This window comes from Thermodesulfovibrio yellowstonii DSM 11347 (genome assembly GCF_000020985.1).
Lineage (GTDB): Bacteria > Nitrospirota > Thermodesulfovibrionia > Thermodesulfovibrionales > Thermodesulfovibrionaceae > Thermodesulfovibrio > Thermodesulfovibrio yellowstonii.
The window spans coordinates 615991-633092 of the sequence record NC_011296.1; the positions used below are offsets into that span (position 1 = coordinate 615991).

Sequence of the window (17102 nt, forward strand, 5' to 3'; positions counted from 1 at the left end):
ATTACATCTTTTCAGGAGCTTTAACTCCAAGCATTCTGAGTCCATGTTTTAAAACAAACATTATAGCCTTGCACAGACTGAGTCTTGTTTCTGTTAATTCATCATTTTCAGAGATAACTCTGTATTTGTGGTAATAACTGTGAAACAATGCCGCAAGTTCCTGTAAATAAAATGTTATTCTATGTGGTTCTCTCATTTGAACGCTCAGTTCAAAAATCATTGGATAAATGAGCGCCTTTTTAATAATTCTTAATTCATCTTCGTTAAAAAGTTCTCCAGAAAATCTTTCTGGTTCACTCTGAGCTTTTACAAAAATACTATTAATTCTTGCATGAGCATACTGAACATAATAAACAGGATTTTCATGAGACTGTTTTTTTGCAATCTCTATATCAAACTCAAGATGGCTATCATGTCTACGGGTTAGAAATATAAATTTTGTAGTATCAGCACCTATTTCATCAATAAGCTCTCTTAGAGTAACAAATGTTCCTGCTCTTTTTGACATTTGAACAGGCTTTCCTTCTCTGAGTAGATTTACCATCTGCACAAGAAGTATTTTAATTTGAGAATCAGACATGCCCAATGCCTGTACAGCAGCCTTTACTCTCTGAATATACCCGTGATGGTCAGCTCCCCAGATGTTTATAAGTTCATCAAATCCTCTTTCAATTTTGTTTTTATGATAGGCAATATCAGAGGCAAAATATGTATATGTTCCATCACTTTTTACAATAACTCTGTCTTTGTCATCTCCAAAAGCTGTTGAATGAAACCACAATGCTCCATCTTTTTCATAAATAAATCCAAGTTCTTTAAGCTTAAGAATCGCTCTCTGAACCTCACCTGTATGATAAAGTTTTCTTTCACTTATCCAGTTATCAAAATTTACTCCGAAATCATCAAGGTCTTTCTTTATTTCATTGAGCATTTTTTTATAAGAAAAATCAATTAAAAAATCAGCGATTTCATCAAATTCCTTATTTTGTAAACTATTGCCATACAAATCATATAGTTCCTTTGCAATTTCATTTATATACTCTCCTTTATAACATTCCTCTGGCATTTCAAGGTTTTTCCCAAAAAGATTTTGAAGAGCAATATAGACACTCAATCCAAGAATCTCAACCTGTTTACCAGCATCATTTATGTAATACTCAGTGAAAACATTATATCCAGCTTCCTTTAAAATGTTTGCTAATGCTGCTCCCAATGCAGCTCCTCTACCATGCCCAAGATGAAGTGGACCTGTAGGATTTGCACTGACAAACTCAATCTGAATTTTTTTACCATTCCCTATATTCTGGGTAAAAAACAACTCTCCCAGTTTAAGAAGATTTTCAAGCTCAGAAAAAACAAAATCATTTTTGAACTTAAAATTTATAAATCCAGGTCCTGCTAATTCCACACTTTCAAATGAGCTTTTATTTATTGATTGAATTATATCCTGAGCAATCGTTCTTGGGGGTTTTTTTAATTTTTTTGCAATTTCCATTGCTATTGGTGTGCTTAGGTCACCAAAGGCTTCATTTTTAGGAATTTCTATTTCAGGCTCAACTTCTGGTAAGCCAAGTATTTTAATTGTTTCAATGATTCTATTTTTCAAAAATTTATGCATGGCTATCACACCACAATCTTGCATTCTGAAAAAGTTTAAGCCATGGAGATGCTTTCAGTTTTTTCCAGTCTTGAGGTAGCCATGGCAATTGCCACAGTAAAAATGTTCTTTCTGGATGAGGCATCATAGCAAGATGTCTGCCATCTTCACTGCATAAAGCAGTTATACCATAAGGTGAGTTATTTGGATTAAATGGGTAGGTTTCTGTAATATTTCCACTATCGTCAACATAACGCACAGGTGCAAGATTTTTCTCAAGAACTTTACTGAGAATATTTTTATCAGGGAAATATGCTCTTCCTTCTCCATGAGCTATCCATACTCCAATTTGAGAGTCTTCCATCTCTTTAAGCATAATTGATGGAGAAGGTAAAATCTTTACAGTTACCCATCTGGATTCAAATCTTCCAGATTTATTCCATATAAATCTGGGCTGTTTTAGTTCTTCAATCCCATACCACGGAACCCATCCAAGAAGTGCCATAAGCTGGCATCCGTTACAGACACCGAGACTGAAAGTATCATTACGCATATAAAAATTTTCAAATTCCTTTTTTAGATGAGAAAACTTTATACAGCCAGCCCATCCCTTTGCAGAGTCAAGAACATCTGCGAAACTAAAGCCACCAACAAATGCGATTCCCTTAAATTTCTTGAGAGAAATTTTTTTATCTATCAAATCCTGCATACATACATCCCATGGTTCAAATCCAGCCATGTAAAAGGCAGCTGCCATTTCTCTATCACCATTGCTTCCTTCCTCACGAATGATTGCAATGAGCGGTTTTGTTTTCTTTTTAAGAATTATTTCAGGAGTACGTTCAGGGGTAAAGCTAAGTTTGTAATGAGGAGCAATTCTTCCATATATTGATTTTTTTTCTTCCTCCACGCACTCAGGATTTGCCTGAAGCATATCAAGACGATAACTGGTTTCTTCCCAGATGTCTCTAAGGGATGTCATGGGTTCATCAAAAATGATTTTATTAGAATGTTCAATAATAATTTTATTTTCTTTTAAAGTATCGGCAATTCTGTAAAAAGATATCTCATTTTGTATAAGAAACTTCTCTACTTTATCAAGCTTTTTAATATCTACTTCAATTGCAAGCCCTGGTTCTTCATTAAATAGTTCTGCCATAATATTAGATAATTTAGGCTCTTTTATTTTTATATGAAGTCCGCAAGAACCTGAGAAAGCCATTTCAAGAAGAGTTGTAATCAATCCTCCATCTGAACGGTCATGCCCTGAGAGTATTAATTTTTTATCAATTAATGTTTGGATTGCTCTGAAACTTCTCTTTAGAAGTTCAGGATTTTCCATATCAGGCGTTTCATCACCAAGCTGTCCCATACATTGAGCCAATGCTGTGCCACCAAGTCTTTTCTTTCCATTAGAAAGGTCAATGAAAAGAATCACACTTTTATCTGGAGATTTTATATCAGGTGTAATAATCTTCTGTATATCAGGACATGGCGCATAAGCAGAAATTACAAGACTTCCTGGAGATTTTACAACTTCAACTCCATCTGGTGTTTTAACTTTTGCAGCCATTGAGAGAGAATCTTTACCTCCATCAATTGCTATACCCAGCTTTATCATAAACTCTGCCATAGCCTGTGCAGCTTTATAGAGTCTAACGCCTTCTCCTGGAAGTTTTGCAGCCCACATCCAGTTAGCAGAGCATTTAATATCTTGAATATCTGTAATCTTTGCCCATACTATGTTTGTTAAAGCTTCTGTGACAGAAAGCCTTGCCATAGCCTCAGGATTTATAAGTCCTTTTATTGGTTGTTCTCCTATGGCATGGGCAATTCCTGTTTTATTAAAATAGCTCTGAGCAACAACGCACACGTCTGAAACTGTAAGTTGCACAGGTCCGGCACACTGCTGTCTAACAATAAGTCCTGTAACTGAACGGTCTACTTTATTTGTTAGAAATCTTTTTGAACCTACAGAAAGAAGCCTCAAAACCCTATTTAATGCATCTTTCAGTGTTAAAGTTTCAGGAATTTTTAACGGTTTAAGTTTTTTTTCAATTGTTTGAAGTTTGAATTCTTTTTTTGGAATTTCTCCTAAAACATCCTTAAGATCAAAATTGACAGCTATTTGATTATTTTTACTGTCATAAACAATAAGTTTCCCATCTCCTGTTACTTCTCCAATAATTGACCATGGAAGCCTTTCCCTTTTACATAGAATACCAAAAAGTTTTACATTTTCTTTTTCTATTAAAATAGCATCATTTTCCTGATATTCTGCTCCCCATATTTCAAGAACAGAAAGAGTTTCGTCTCCAAGTATTACTTTTCTTATATCAATTTTTGCTCCTTCTGGATAGACAAGCTCTTTAACTACATTACAGTTTCCACCAGCGCCCTGGTCATGAATGCTTACTATAGGATTTTTTTTGCCAAGTTCAACACAGGCTCTAACAACTCTGTTAAGTTTATTTTCCATCTCAGCGTCTCCGCGCTGCACAGCATTAAAATCAAGCTCTTCACTAAGTTCTCCTGAAACCACAGAAGATGCAGCTCCGCCTCCCATCCCTATTCTGTAAGCAGGACCGCCAATTTTTACAACATACATTCCCTTTTTAGGTGAATCTTTCTCAGTATGAATTGCATTTATCTGACCTATGCCACCAGTAAACATTATGGGTTTTATCCACTCAACTCTTTCTCCGTCAGGAAGCCTCATACCAAATGAACGGGTAAATCCTGCTATTACAGGTTCACCAAATTTATTTCCATAATCAGAAGCACCATTGCTGGCTTCAATCTCAATCTGTAGAGGTGTTGCAAGATTAGAAGGATATTTAAAGGACTTATCTTCCCATGAAAGCTCATAGTTTGGGATATAAAGATTTCCAACACAATAAGCTGCTGTTCCTGCAATTGGGATAGCACCTTTACCAGTTGCATGAACATCACGGATTCTTCCTCCTGTCCCTGTCTCAGCTCCAGGGAAAGGAGCTACACCTGTTGGAAAATTATGAGTTTCAGCTGTGAAAATAAGATGATGTAGTTCCCTTTTTATTGCGAATCTACAAGACTTTCCAGGTATTTCAGGTTTTAAATATCCTATTTTTGCTCCATATATAGCGCTTGAATTATCTTTAAAGGCTATAACAGAATTTTTCGGATTTCTTTTCAAAGGTTCTTTTACTATATCAAAGAGCGTTTTTTCTGCCGGTTTCCCATCAATAAAAAGAGTTCCTCTGAAAAACCAGTGTCTTGAATGTTCACTGTTTGATTGAGCAAGATCAAAACATTCAACATCTGTTGGATTTCTCTTTAATCTGTCCTTGAAAAGCTTTAGATAAAACTCAATATCCCACTCATCCCATCCAAGACCAAGTTCATGATTTATTTTTTCAAGTGCTTTTTTCCCTTCTTCCAAAACAGGCACAATTCTTAAAGGTTTTGGAGATATGCCATGAGAAAAGTCATTAAGGGGCTCTGGATACGGACACTCAACCATTCTGTCATGAATCATGTCAAGAAAAAGTTTCATAGGGAAATTTTTAATTACAGGTATCAATTTATATCTTCTTGAGCGTTCTATTCTTTGAATTTTATTGATTCCGATGCTATGGCATACAGATACAGCACAGGTAGACCAGGCAGTAGAAAAATTAAGACGAGGTCCTACTTCAAATATCATTCCATTATCTGAAGATAGAAAGCTTTTATCTGAAAAGTTTTCTGGTTCAAAGGTTTCAGCTAAAAGCCATTTTAAAATAGTTAATTCATACTCTGATAGTTTTTTATCTGTCAGGATGTAGTAGCAAAATTCTGTTTCAACTTGTTTAATTTCATCTGAAATTTCAGAATTTATACGTTTGAGCAGTTGTTGTGTTTTATATTCTGAAAGAGCACCTTTTCTATAAAATTTCAGAATCATTCAGTTTTTTCCTTTATAATTAATTTACTTTCAGCTTCTGCTATTAATGTTCCATTTAAATTTTTTATCCAGGCTTTTGCTTCAATTAGTTTTGATTTTATATGCTCTGCATGAGCCTCTACCACTATTTTTTCCTGAGGCGCTACAGGATTTTTAAATCTTATTTTTAGCTCTGCTGTAACAGTATGATATCCAAGTGAATTTCCTGCATAAACACAGGCTTCATCAAGAAGCGAGGCAATAATTCCACCATGAATTATTCCACTCCAGCCTTGATATTCTTTCGTAAGAATTAATTCTGCAAAGGATTTACCTTCTCCGTGATTAAATTTTACTTTTAGTCCAACAGGATTTTGTTTTCCACAGACAAAACAATAATCTTCAGTTTTCATCATTTATTCATCATCTCAAGAAACTCTTTATTGGATTTTGTTCCTTTAAGTTTACTCAATAAAAATTCCATTGCCTCAATTGGACTGAGTGTACTCAGAACTTTTCTTAAAATCCAGACTTTGTTTAAAACATCAGGAGCAACAAGGAGTTCTTCTTTTCTTGTGCCAGAAGCACCAATATCAATACTTGGAAATATTCTTTTGTCTGCAAGTTTTCTATCCAGATGAACTTCCATGTTACCAGTTCCTTTAAACTCTTCAAAAATAACATCATCCATTCTGCTTCCTGTTTCTACAAGAGCTGTTGCAATTATTGTAAGAGAGCCGCCTTCTTCTATATTTCTTGCTGTACCAAAAAATCTTTTAGGTTTCTGCAAAGCTGTTGCTTCAAGTCCACCAGAAAGAACCTTTCCTGAAGCTGGAGTAATAGCATTGTATGCCCTTGCAAGTCTTGTTAAACTGTCAAGTAATATTACAACATCTTCTCCCTCTTCCACAAGTCTTTTCGCTCTTTCAATGACCATTTCTGAAACCTGGCAGTGTCTCTGAGCGGGCTCATCAAAGGTAGAACTTATAATTTCAGCTCCTGTAACCTGTCTGCGCCAGTCAGTAACTTCTTCAGGTCTTTCATCAATAAGCAGAACTATAAGGTATATTTCAGAATGATTCTTTTTTATAGCTTTTGCAATTGACTGAAGAAGCATGGTTTTTCCTGTTCTTGGAGCAGCCACAATTAAACCTCTTTGTCCCTTTCCAACAGGAGTGAGTAAATCCATCACTCTTGTTGAGTAATCTGCTGGATTATACTCAAGATTAATTTTTTCAGTAGGATAATAAGGAGTTAAATTGTCAAAAAGAGGTCTAATAATACTCTCTTCAACAGGCTTTCCATTAATTGATTCTACTTTAAGAAGTGCAAAATATCTTTCATTTTCTTTTGGAGGTCTAATCTGTCCTGTGATAAGGTCTCCTGTCCTCAAACCGAATTTTCTTATCTGGGAAGGCGAAACATAAATGTCATCAGGGCTTGGTAGATAACTGTAATCAGGACTTCTCAGAAAACCGAATCCTTCTGGAAGAATTTCAAGTACACCTGCACCGTAAACAGTTCCAATTTTTTCAATCTGGCTTTGAAGTATTGCAAAAATTAAATCCTGTTTTTTCATGGAAGTGGCATTCTCAATGTTCAGAGAATTTGCCATATCCATAAGCTCTGGAATTTTTTTCTGTTTTAATTCAGAAATAGAAATTGGAATGGTATTGTTTTCCATTATATTACCTCATTATGGATTTTTAAGGATTTTTTTCACTTTTTAAAATTGTTTAACCCTTCAGGAGGGCAACTTTAATGATAAATTAAGCTTACAAAATCTGATAAATTTTGTCAATACTTTTTCTCTTTCAGGTTAGGATATAGTATCCATGGTAAGAATAAACTATGAAGACTGTTCAATTGCTAAATGTCATTCCTCAGGATCTCAATGTTCTTGAGGAATTTCTGAAATTGTTTAAAAAATGAGGAGATTCCTCGTAGACCCTTCGCCTAAGGCTCAGGGCTCGCTTAGCTCGGCTTGGGATGACCTTTTACTGTCACCCTGAGCGTAAGCGAAGGGTCTCCTAAAAGTCGGAATGACAGTTGGAGGTAATTGAAAAATAGCAGGAGTTGTAGTTTATTGATTTTCAATAAATTACAAGTTTTTGAACAGTCTTTATCTGTGATTCTGAGAGGTGAAGCCCCGAAGAATCCGGGCAGAAATTGTTATCCCGAAAAACTTATGCTTTTTAGTTAATCCTGAGAAAAACTATAAAATCTATTGAAATCCTCAAGGATTTTTATTAAAATTGAGCAATGTATCAAAAATTTAAAGAAGTATTGGTATGTGTTGCTGGTGCTACTCCACAGATAATTACTGAAACAATTTATGCCTTAGCTATGAAAGACCCTCCCATTTACATAGATGAACTCTACATTATTACAACTAAAAAAGGTGAAGAGATAATAAAAGATGTTCTTATAGGAGGAGGTATTTTAAATTCTCTTTTTAACGAGTACGGTCTATCGCGAACAAAAATTACAGATATAATTACTATCAAAAATGACAATATAGAGATTGATGATATAAGAAACACTGAAGAAAGTGAAGCAACTGCTGAAACTATAATTAGTTTCATAAGAAAGATTACTCAAAATCCAAATATAAGGCTTCATTGTTCAATTGCAGGTGGAAGAAAAACAATGAGCTTTTATCTTGGCACAGCCCTTCAATTTTTTGGAAGGCCGCAAGATAAACTCTATCATGTACTAGTCTCGCCAGAATTTGAGGCTAACCGAGAGTTTTTCTATCCACCTAAAAAACCACGGTGTATTAAATGTAGGATTGAGAATAGTTCTTTTAAAATGATAAGCACAGCTGAAGCAAAAATTGAACTTGCAGAACTCCCCTTTTTAAGGCTAAGGGATAAAATTGAATTAAAGGAAGGAACATTTAAGGAGCTTATGAAAATAAGTCAGAACGAAATTGATATTGCAATAATCCAGCCACAAATAAAAGTTAAATTAAAAGAAAGAGAAATAAAAATTGTCTCAGATGTATTGCTCCTTCCACCTGTAATGTTGACAATTTACTCCTTTTTTCTAAAAAGGAAAATTGAATGTGACAATGCAAAAGCTTGTCTGTCTTGTAATGACTGCTATCTTAGTCTTAATAAGTTGACTGAAGAACCATTTATTGATGAATTGGCTTCACTTTATGGATTTATTTACGATAAAGATCCAGTGAAAAGCAGCGAATTCAAGGAAAATTATACTCAAAAGTATGCCACTGAAAACTTAAGAAGCTATATTAGTAAGATAAATAGAAAAATCTCTCAAATTGTAAGTGATGGCTCTTCGTATCACTACTGTCTCATTAAATCCATAAGGAAGTATGGTTCAACCTCTGTATGGAGTTCCAATTGATAAAAGAAGGATAAAAATAGTTTGAAATATTGTTGCAACATTTTCTTTTAACGAAATGAGTGTAAAAGTTCAGTAAAATAAAAAAAACAATGAGGAGTTAAAACATGGTGGACAGAGAAATTTTAAAAATTGCCATTGCAGCTTTACTTCATGACATAGGTAAATTTTCAGAGAGAGCATCAGTTGAAATTCCTCAGGACTATGTTATTAATAATCAGGCTCTTTATCAACCTAAGTATAACCACAGATATACCCACAGGCATTCTCTTCACACAGCTTACTTTTTTGATAGTTTTTCAAAATACTTACCAAAGCAAATACTTACTGATTCAACTGCAGATACTTCTCTCATAAATCTTGCAGCAATGCATCATAAACCCACCTCAGCAGAACAGTTAATTATAAGAGAGGCTGATATTTTAAGTAGTGGTATAGAGAGAAAAGAATTTGAAGAGCAAGACGCTCAAAGCCGAATGCCCAAGGAAATCCCCCTTTCAACAATTTTTGAGGATATTTCAATAAATGAGAACTGGAAAGAAAACAAACCAGAAAGTTTTAAGTTTGTTTATCCACTGGCAACTTTATCTCCTAAAAGCATCTTCCCTGTTGAGAAGAGTTCACTAAAACAAATTGATTATAAAACCCTTTATGAACAATTTATAGAGCTTTTTAAAAAACTTCCTCATATTGAATATTCACCACTTTGGTTTGAACATCTTGACAGTTTACTTTTCCTGTTTACCAGCTCAATACCATCTGCTACCGTTACCAGAGATGACGCTGGAGATTTTAAAGAGATTATCACTGACATATCTCTCTATGACCACAGTCGCCTCACTGCTGCAATTGCCACAGCATTTTATGCCTATCACAGAGAGACAAATTCTATAAATATAGATGCCATAAAAGACAGAGATATTGAAAAGTTTCTTCTCATAGAGGGTAATTTTTACGGTATTCAGGATTTCATATTCTCTGATACAGGAGACACGAGAAAAAATGCTGCAAAGCTTCTAAGAGGAAGGTCTTTCTATGTGTCACTCCTTAGTGAGCTTGCATCAGATTTTATAGTTGAAAAGATAGGGCTGCCCTCAACCTCTATCGTTGTAAATGCAGCTGGCAAATTTAGAATGATCCTTCCAAATACTGAGAGAGCTATAAAACTTTTAGCGGAAGCAGAAAATGAAATTAATGATTGGCTTATTAAAAACTTCTATGGTGAAGTATCAATCGGTATAAGTAGTGTAACAGCATCTTTTAATGTTTTAATAGATACTGAAACTCTGTCAGACATAGGGAAAAAACTTGGTAAAGTCTCAGAGGAAAGAAAATTCCATAAATTTGACATTTTAAAGTATGCAGGGGCTAAAACAACCTATCTTAATGAATTTTCTTCTGAATTTGGCATATGCCCCCTATGTAACAGAAGACCTGCAGGGGACAGAAACAAGATAGATGACGAGCATCTTTGCGATGTGTGTTTTGATCATGTAAATATTGGAAGAAATCTAACATCAAAGGATTATATTGCGATTACTTATAAAGATGCAGACTTGAAGGATAAGCTTAGAATTCCTATATATAACCGATATCAATTAGCTTTCATCACAGGCAAATTAAGAGACCTTGTTGAAGCAGGAAAAGTAAGGCATTTCTGGGATATAAACTCTCTCTGGCAGGAAGAACTACATTTAAGCAAAGAACTCTTTTCCATAAAACTTATTAACGCTTATGTCCCGAGATTTACAGAGGAACATAAGGATGCTGAGATATTGGAAAAATTGAAATATGATGAATCTGAAGAATCCCTCAAAGAAATAGATAACTTAATTAATTATGGCGGAATTCTCAGCTTTGCTCACTTAGGAAAACTAAGTCTTCACAAAATTGATTCAGAATATCAGGGAGTCCCAGCTTTGGGAGTTTTCAAGGCAGATGTAGATAATCTTGGGACAATATTCATGAAAGGGCTAAGGAAGGAAAAGAGAACTTTTTCCCGATATACAACTTTATCCAGACAGCTTAATCTGTTTTTTACTCTTTATGTTCCTTATCTCTGCCGCACAGAATTTAAAAATATCTATACAGTTTTTACAGGCGGTGATGACTTGTTTGTTATAGGTCCATGGAAAGACACCTTTGAATTTGCTCTTAGAGTGAAAGAGGATTTCAGTAAATACTGCTGTGAAAACAGGGAGATTTCCCTATCTGCAGGACTTTTCATTACAAAGTCAGAAACACCAGTTATAAACATGGCTAAATTTTCAGAAGAAGCCCTTGATAAAGCAAAACAGAAGGGTAAAAACAAGCTTACAGTTTTTGATGTTTCAGTCTCTTGGGATGACCTTTCAAAACTTGCGGAGATTGAATCACATTTGCACAATTGGCTTGAAGAAGAAATAATAACAAAGGCTTTTTCTTATAAACTCAACGAAATAGTAAAAATGGTGGAAGAAGAGATACATTTAAGACAGAGCAATTCTTTTGACCTATCAAGTTTGAATTCACTTACATGGAGGGCTAAACTTTACTACTCAACTATAAGAAATGTGGCGAAAGGATATCCGAAGGACAAAAGAATTGAAATAGCAGAGGAAGTGCTTACACATCTAAGCCTTTGGCTTGAAAAATACAGGGAATCCATGAGGATTCCTCTCTGGAAAACTTTATACATGAGGAGGAAAGCATGAGTAATGGAGGATTACCAAAAATTGTTTTTTGGGCTGACGAGAAAGCTGAAATGATTAATCCAGATCTTTTTTCAACAGTAGCTGAGGCATGGGCAAAGAAGATTAAAGAAGTAGGTAAGATAGCTAAAGATAAAAATAAGATATCTCAGATACGAAAGTTTTATGATGAGGTATTATTGTTTTCAGATAGAGTAAAAAATGAAGATCAGTTCAAAAAAATGCTTCCTTACCTTAAAATGTTAAATGCAAAAGCAGCCTATGCAGATGGAAGGAATCATATAACAAAGGAATTTAAAGATTTCATTCAGGATTGTGTTTCTTTGGTTAACACTAAAAAAGATTTTGATATTTTTGTGAAATTTTTTGAAGCATTCATGGGTTTTTACAGATACTATGATGAATTATTTGATAGAAGAATGAGGAGGTAAAACATGCAACTCAGAGAGATTAAAACAATCAAGGGCACAATCAGACTTAAAACAGGCTTACATATCGGTTCAGGAAATACAGAAATGCAGATAGGCGGAACAGACAATCCTGTAATTAAGCATCCCTATACGAATGAGCCTTACATACCAGGGTCATCTCTGAAAGGCAAGATAAGAAGCCTTGTGGAGCTTTACTATGGAGTTGTTGCTGAGGCTACAAAACATGATGACATGATAAAGGCTGGAGGACTTGCGTCATCAAAAATGCTTGAGCAATCAAATGGTGGGATAAAAAAACACATTGAAAACATTCTCAAAGTTTTTGGCTCTGGAGCAGGAGATACAGATGAAAAGCTGGCAAAGCAACTCGGTCCCACAAGAGTGTCTTTTAGTGATTGTTTTCTGACCGATCAATTTATTAAAGAAGCAGAGGAGAAAAGATGGAGCTATATTGAAGTTAAGTCCGAAAACAGAATCAACAGAATTACAGGAACAGCCGAGCATCCAAGATTCATAGAAAGAGTTCCAGCTGGAGCTGAGTTCAAATTAGAGATAAGCTTTAAGATTTTAAATAATGGAGAAGAGGAACTCTTTAAGAATTATCTATTGAAAGGGCTTAAACTTCTTGAGTATGACAGTCTTGGTGGGTCTGGTAGCAGAGGATATGGAAAAGTAGAATTCATCTTTGATGATGAAACTTTAAAAAGGGAGTATGATGAGATTAAACTTTGGGGGTAAACCTTGAAAACCTATTCAGTTAAAATAAAACCTCTCACAGGTTTTGGAGACTTTATAAAAGGAGACACGCTTTTTGGGCATATTTGCTGGCAACTATGCTATGACCCAAAAATATTTGGAAAGAGTCTTGATGAACTTCTTAATGACTATGATAAAAATCCTTTCATAGTCTTATCTTCAGCCTATCCTGTAGTAAACAACAAGATTTATCTCAAAAGACCCGCGTTACCGCTAAGCATGCTTTTTGATATCTCTGAGGAAGAAATTGTAAAAAATAGAAAGGAACTTAAAAGAAGAAACTATTTTGCTTTTGAACAACCACTAAATTTGCTAAGAAAAATCAATTATGAATCCTTATCTTTTTTCAAAGAGCAGGAGCAGACAAGGTGTAGCATAAACAGGCTTACAAATACAACAACTGAACCACCTTTTGCTCCTTACAATGTAGGCAAAATTTTCTTTAATTGCGACTTGGTAGTTTTCGCAGGTTTGCGGGATGATATTAATATAAATTCGTTTCTTGAAATTTTGAGTCGTATTGGAAAACATGGTTATGGTAAAGATGCAACTGTTGGATACGGAAAATTTGATATTATCAGCTGGGAAGAGATTGATTTGTTAAATACCGCTAAGTCTCCAAATGCTCTATATACTCTGTCTCCTCTATGTCCTGACTCGGCTCAAACTGAGAAAATATATTTTAACCCTTTTGTAAGATTTGGCAGACACGGAGATATACTTTCAAAAAGCAAAAACCCCTTTAAAAATCCTGTAATATTTGCTGATGAGGCTGCTATAGTTTTTACAAAGGCAGAGATAATCAAGCCCTACATCGGAAAAGTGGTTAGAGATATCTCAAAAGCTTTACCAGAGGCAGTAACCCAGGGATATAGCTTAGTAATTAAAGTGGAGGTATGAGATGATTTATAATGTAAAATTACACACCGTAAGCCCGATTCACATTGGATGCGACCAGAGTTACACTCCTGTTAATTTTGTAATAGATACTGACAAAAGTACTCTCATAGAGTTTGACCTTTGGGATTTCATCAATTCACTGGATGAAAAAGAGTATATAAAATTAAGGGATATATCAGAGAATAAATCACCCATTGCACTTGTGTATCTATATAGATTCTATGCTGAAAGAAAAAACAGAATAAAGGGTAGAACTATTCCAATTCCAAAAGAACTTGCTGATAGATACAGAGATGTTAAGCAATTCCAAAATGAAAGTGATGTTATCAGGGAATTTAATGAATTTGAAATACCAAAGACATTTTATAATCCCTACACAGGTAAACCTCTGATTCCAGGTAGTTCCTTAAAGGGCTCTATAAGGACAGCATACATTGAAGGATTAATCAAGGAAGAGGGTAACGTTGCCCACTATAGAGATAGAGAGAAATACCCAAAATATACTGACATAGAAGAAAAGATACTGCAGGGTAAAACAAAAACCGATCCTTTTAGACTCTTAAAACTCAGCGACTTTGAACCTCAGGGAGAAGTAAAAACAGAGATAATCTTTCAAGTAAATGTACGAAAGCTAAATAACACATCAAAAGAATCTCTTTCTATTCCGATAGAGATTATTCCTACAGGTAATGTTTTTAAAGGAACATTAGCAATAGAAGAGCCATTAGCTCATTCAGGTATATCTAAAAAGCTTGATTTGACTGAGCTATTGCTTAAGACTCATTCGCACTATGCAGGAATTTTTAACAAAGAGATTGACTTAAGAAAAATCAAGGGATTCAGTCTACCAAATCTTTCAGAGTATAGAGAGATGTTTAAGCAAAAGTATTTTCTACTAAGACTGGGTAAGCACTCCGGTGCAGAGGCAGTTACATGGGAAGGGCTAAGAAAAATAAAAGTAAAAACAAAAGAGGGGACACAAATAATGGATTCATCAACTACAATATGGCTTGCCTCAAAGCAAAAAAAACCTTCTAATCTTTCAAGTACGACACCATTTGGCTGGGCTATTTTAGAGGTTTTATGAGATGAGGATAGAATATAAAAACATAGAATTTGAGCTTAAAGCTTTGACAGAGATAAAACTACCAGATTTCAAGGGTTCTGCCTTCAGAGGAGGTTTTGGGCATATCTTTAGAAAAATCACCTGCGTACTTAAGAGGCTTAATTGTCTTGAATGCCCACTAAAAAATCAGTGTATCTATTCATATGTTTTTGAAACACCCCCTCTGGAGAATTCAAATATATTAAATATGAGCAATTATGAGAAAATTCCTCATCCTTTTATATTTGAGCCACCTGAAACAAAGAAAAAATTATTTCAACCAGAGGAAACTCTAAATTTAAAAATACTTCTAATTGGAAAAGCAATGGAATTTGCCCCTTATTTTATTTACACCATATCTGAACTTGGAAAAGTTGGAATTGGAAAAGGTAGGGGTAAATTCACTGTAGAAAATATAAACATAGGTGAAAAGCTGTTGTTTCATCTTAATAACATAAACATAAGAGAGTCGTACAGCGTTCTAAAAATCAGAGCAATAACTCCATTAAGAATTAAATACAATCGCGACCTTGTAAGAGACATTGAATTTCACATACTGATCCGCTCCTTATTAAGAAGGCTTAGCCTTATTTATTATTTTCACATAAAACCTGAAATTTTAATACATGAACCAAAAGAACTTATAAGGAAAGCAGAGACGGTCAAAAAAGTTCAAGATATAACATTCTGGTATGACTGGGAGAGGTATTCATCAAGACAGGACAAACGAATGAAGCTTGGTGGAGTTATTGGAGAGATAATCTATAAGGGGAATATATCTATATTCATTCCATATGTAAAGGCTGGTGAAATCCTGCATGTTGGCAAAGGAACAAGTTTTGGATTGGGCAAGTACGAGATTGTTGAGTTCTCAACTTGACAAACATACAATGGTTATGATTTGATTTAATAAATTGCTCTTTGACAAGGCTGGTTTGTTTTAATCTCTAATGATTAAAACATACGAATATTCACTCCGAGCTTGGCGCTTGGAAGAATATTATTTTGCATTATTTTAATGGAGAGCTAACACTGTTTATGAATAGTTATTCCGAGCCTGCGTAAACAGGCGATGAATCTCAATCTCTATTTTTGAAGAAAAGAGATTATTTTCAACCAACTATTGGATATATTCACGCAAAATATTGCAAATATTTGTTTTGCTGGGAATATAAAATTAAGCATTATCAATGTTTTGAACCTCATGCGGAGGTGGGAAAATGCGAAAAAATTTGCACACCCATTTTTATAACATGTTGAAAAATAAACAAAAAAATATGATAGGCAGTAGGAAACAAGACCTCATTTAAAAGGGATTGCGACTTCATTGCTTATTTTATCAATTTCATCTTCAACTTGTTTGTAGGAAACAAGACCTCATTTAAAAGGGATTGCGACTTCTCTTTTAAATAGATATCGTGAGGGCAAATTTTGTAGGAAACAAGACCTCATTTAAAAGGGATTGCGACCTAAAGTATCCTTTATCTCTTGTATAAGAGATTGGTAGGAAACAAGACCTCATTTAAAAGGGATTGCGACATAATTTGATAGTTCTAAATCTTGTCCTATTATCTCAGTAGGAAACAAGACCTCATTTAAAAGGGATTGCGACCGCTAGTTGGTATAACTACATGATAAAAATCAGTTGTAGGAAACAAGACCTCATTTAAAAGGGATTGCGACTTTTTCTTTTTTACAATATTCTCTACTTCTTTGTAGGAAACAAGACCTCATTTAAAAGGGATTGCGACATCAAAAACCACTATTTCCTTTGCTTCTTTTTGTTGGTAGGAAACAAGACCTCATTTAAAAGGGATTGCGACTTTGACTATGTCATTTGTTTGACATGGGAAAGTTGAGTAGGAAACAAGACCTCATTTAAAAGGGATTGCGACCAATTTCAATTAATTCTTTCATTTTCCCCTCCGATGTAGGAAACAAGACCTCATTTAAAAGGGATTGCGACTTCAAGTCCCATCTCCTTGTAAATTTTCTTCTTCTCGTAGGAAACAAGACCTCATTTAAAAGGGATTGCGACTTTAAGGCGGCGATAAGTGTCTCTTGCTTTTGTCCTGTAGGAAACAAGACCTCATTTAAAAGGGATTGCGACCCATTTTTACCTCCCTTTTTGGTTTTGTAAAAAGTAGGAAACAAGACCTCATTTAAAAGGGATTGCGACTAATTGGTTTAATGATACCCCGATATGGGTCCAATGTAGGAAACAAGACCTCATTTAAAAGGGATTGCGACATTTTGTTCCTCTTCCTTTGCCCACTCCCAATCTGTAGGAAACAAGACCTCATTTAAAAGGGATTGCGACATAACGTATCATATCAAATATTACAAGGAT

The 17102-nt window shown here is 34.8% G+C and carries 11 protein-coding genes and 1 CRISPR repeat array (1 of these 12 running past the window's edge); of the genes, 7 read left to right on the forward strand and 4 right to left on the reverse strand.

Annotation, left to right across the window (positions count from 1 at the left end):
* Position 1: 1 nt before the first annotated feature.
* From argS to rho, 4 genes are read right to left on the reverse strand one after another with little or no spacing between them, the layout of a single operon-like run.
* Entirely contained in the window at positions 2 to 1618 is a 1617-nt protein-coding gene (gene argS / locus THEYE_RS03120) for an arginine--tRNA ligase (RefSeq protein WP_012546374.1), read from the reverse strand.
* Positions 1611 to 5522, reverse strand: coding sequence for a phosphoribosylformylglycinamidine synthase (purL, locus tag THEYE_RS03125; protein WP_012544968.1), 3912 nt, complete (start codon positions 5520 to 5522; stop codon positions 1611 to 1613). The genes argS and purL overlap by 8 nt, the downstream gene beginning before the upstream one ends.
* Entirely contained in the window at positions 5519 to 5917 is a 399-nt protein-coding gene (locus THEYE_RS03130) for a PaaI family thioesterase (protein ID WP_012546098.1), read from the reverse strand. Before THEYE_RS03130 ends, purL begins: the two co-directional genes overlap by 4 nt.
* Positions 5914 to 7164: a transcription termination factor Rho gene (gene rho, locus THEYE_RS03135; protein WP_028842629.1), complete on the reverse strand. Its 1251-nt coding sequence runs from the start codon at positions 7162 to 7164 to the stop codon at positions 5914 to 5916. Before rho ends, THEYE_RS03130 begins: the two co-directional genes overlap by 4 nt.
* A gap of 599 nt (positions 7165 to 7763) precedes the next feature.
* Between rho and csm6 the strand changes: the two genes are divergently transcribed.
* The 7 genes from csm6 (at position 7764) to cas6 (ending at position 15632) form a co-directional block, all read left to right on the forward strand.
* On the forward strand, positions 7764 to 8873 hold the full coding sequence (gene csm6, locus THEYE_RS03140) for a CRISPR-associated ring nuclease Csm6 (RefSeq protein ID WP_012546577.1): 1110 nt from the start codon (positions 7764 to 7766) through the stop codon (positions 8871 to 8873).
* A gap of 104 nt (positions 8874 to 8977) precedes the next feature.
* Complete coding sequence (cas10, locus tag THEYE_RS03145) at positions 8978 to 11563, forward strand: type III-A CRISPR-associated protein Cas10/Csm1 (protein WP_012545463.1); 2586 nt, start codon at positions 8978 to 8980, stop codon at positions 11561 to 11563.
* Positions 11560 to 11991, forward strand: coding sequence for a type III-A CRISPR-associated protein Csm2 (gene csm2, locus THEYE_RS03150; protein ID WP_012546668.1), 432 nt, complete (start codon positions 11560 to 11562; stop codon positions 11989 to 11991). The genes cas10 and csm2 overlap by 4 nt, the downstream gene beginning before the upstream one ends.
* A 3-nt stretch (positions 11992 to 11994) precedes the next feature.
* Complete coding sequence (gene csm3 / locus THEYE_RS03155) at positions 11995 to 12729, forward strand: type III-A CRISPR-associated RAMP protein Csm3 (protein ID WP_012545508.1); 735 nt, start codon at positions 11995 to 11997, stop codon at positions 12727 to 12729.
* A 3-nt stretch (positions 12730 to 12732) separates the two neighbouring features.
* Positions 12733 to 13647: a type III-A CRISPR-associated RAMP protein Csm4 gene (csm4, locus tag THEYE_RS03160; RefSeq protein WP_012546365.1), complete on the forward strand. Its 915-nt coding sequence runs from the start codon at positions 12733 to 12735 to the stop codon at positions 13645 to 13647.
* Between the two features lies 1 nt (position 13648).
* Positions 13649 to 14734, forward strand: a complete 1086-nt coding sequence (gene csm5 / locus THEYE_RS03165; protein WP_012546605.1) for a type III-A CRISPR-associated RAMP protein Csm5 — start codon at positions 13649 to 13651, stop codon at positions 14732 to 14734.
* A 1-nt stretch (position 14735) separates the two neighbouring features.
* Positions 14736 to 15632, forward strand: a complete 897-nt coding sequence (gene cas6, locus THEYE_RS03170; RefSeq protein WP_012545702.1) for a CRISPR-associated endoribonuclease Cas6 — start codon at positions 14736 to 14738, stop codon at positions 15630 to 15632.
* A 407-nt stretch (positions 15633 to 16039) separates the two neighbouring features.
* Positions 16040 to 17102: a CRISPR direct-repeat array (repeat unit 36 nt; unit sequence GTAGGAAACAAGACCTCATTTAAAAGGGATTGCGAC) (it continues 826 nt past the right edge of the window).

Coding starts and splice junctions, on each gene's coding strand:
- purL (WP_012544968.1), bottom strand. CDS start 5,522: ATGATTCTGAAATTTTATAGAAAAGGTGCTCTTTCAGAATATAAAACA.
- cas6 (WP_012545702.1), top strand. CDS start 14,736: ATGAGGATAGAATATAAAAACATAGAATTTGAGCTTAAAGCTTTGACA.
- csm6 (WP_012546577.1), top strand. CDS start 7,764: ATGTATCAAAAATTTAAAGAAGTATTGGTATGTGTTGCTGGTGCTACT.
- THEYE_RS03130 (WP_012546098.1), bottom strand. CDS start 5,917: ATGATGAAAACTGAAGATTATTGTTTTGTCTGTGGAAAACAAAATCCT.
- cas10 (WP_012545463.1), top strand. CDS start 8,978: ATGGTGGACAGAGAAATTTTAAAAATTGCCATTGCAGCTTTACTTCAT.
- argS (WP_012546374.1), bottom strand. CDS start 1,618: ATGCATAAATTTTTGAAAAATAGAATCATTGAAACAATTAAAATACTT.
- csm3 (WP_012545508.1), top strand. CDS start 11,995: ATGCAACTCAGAGAGATTAAAACAATCAAGGGCACAATCAGACTTAAA.
- csm5 (WP_012546605.1), top strand. CDS start 13,649: ATGATTTATAATGTAAAATTACACACCGTAAGCCCGATTCACATTGGA.
- csm2 (WP_012546668.1), top strand. CDS start 11,560: ATGAGTAATGGAGGATTACCAAAAATTGTTTTTTGGGCTGACGAGAAA.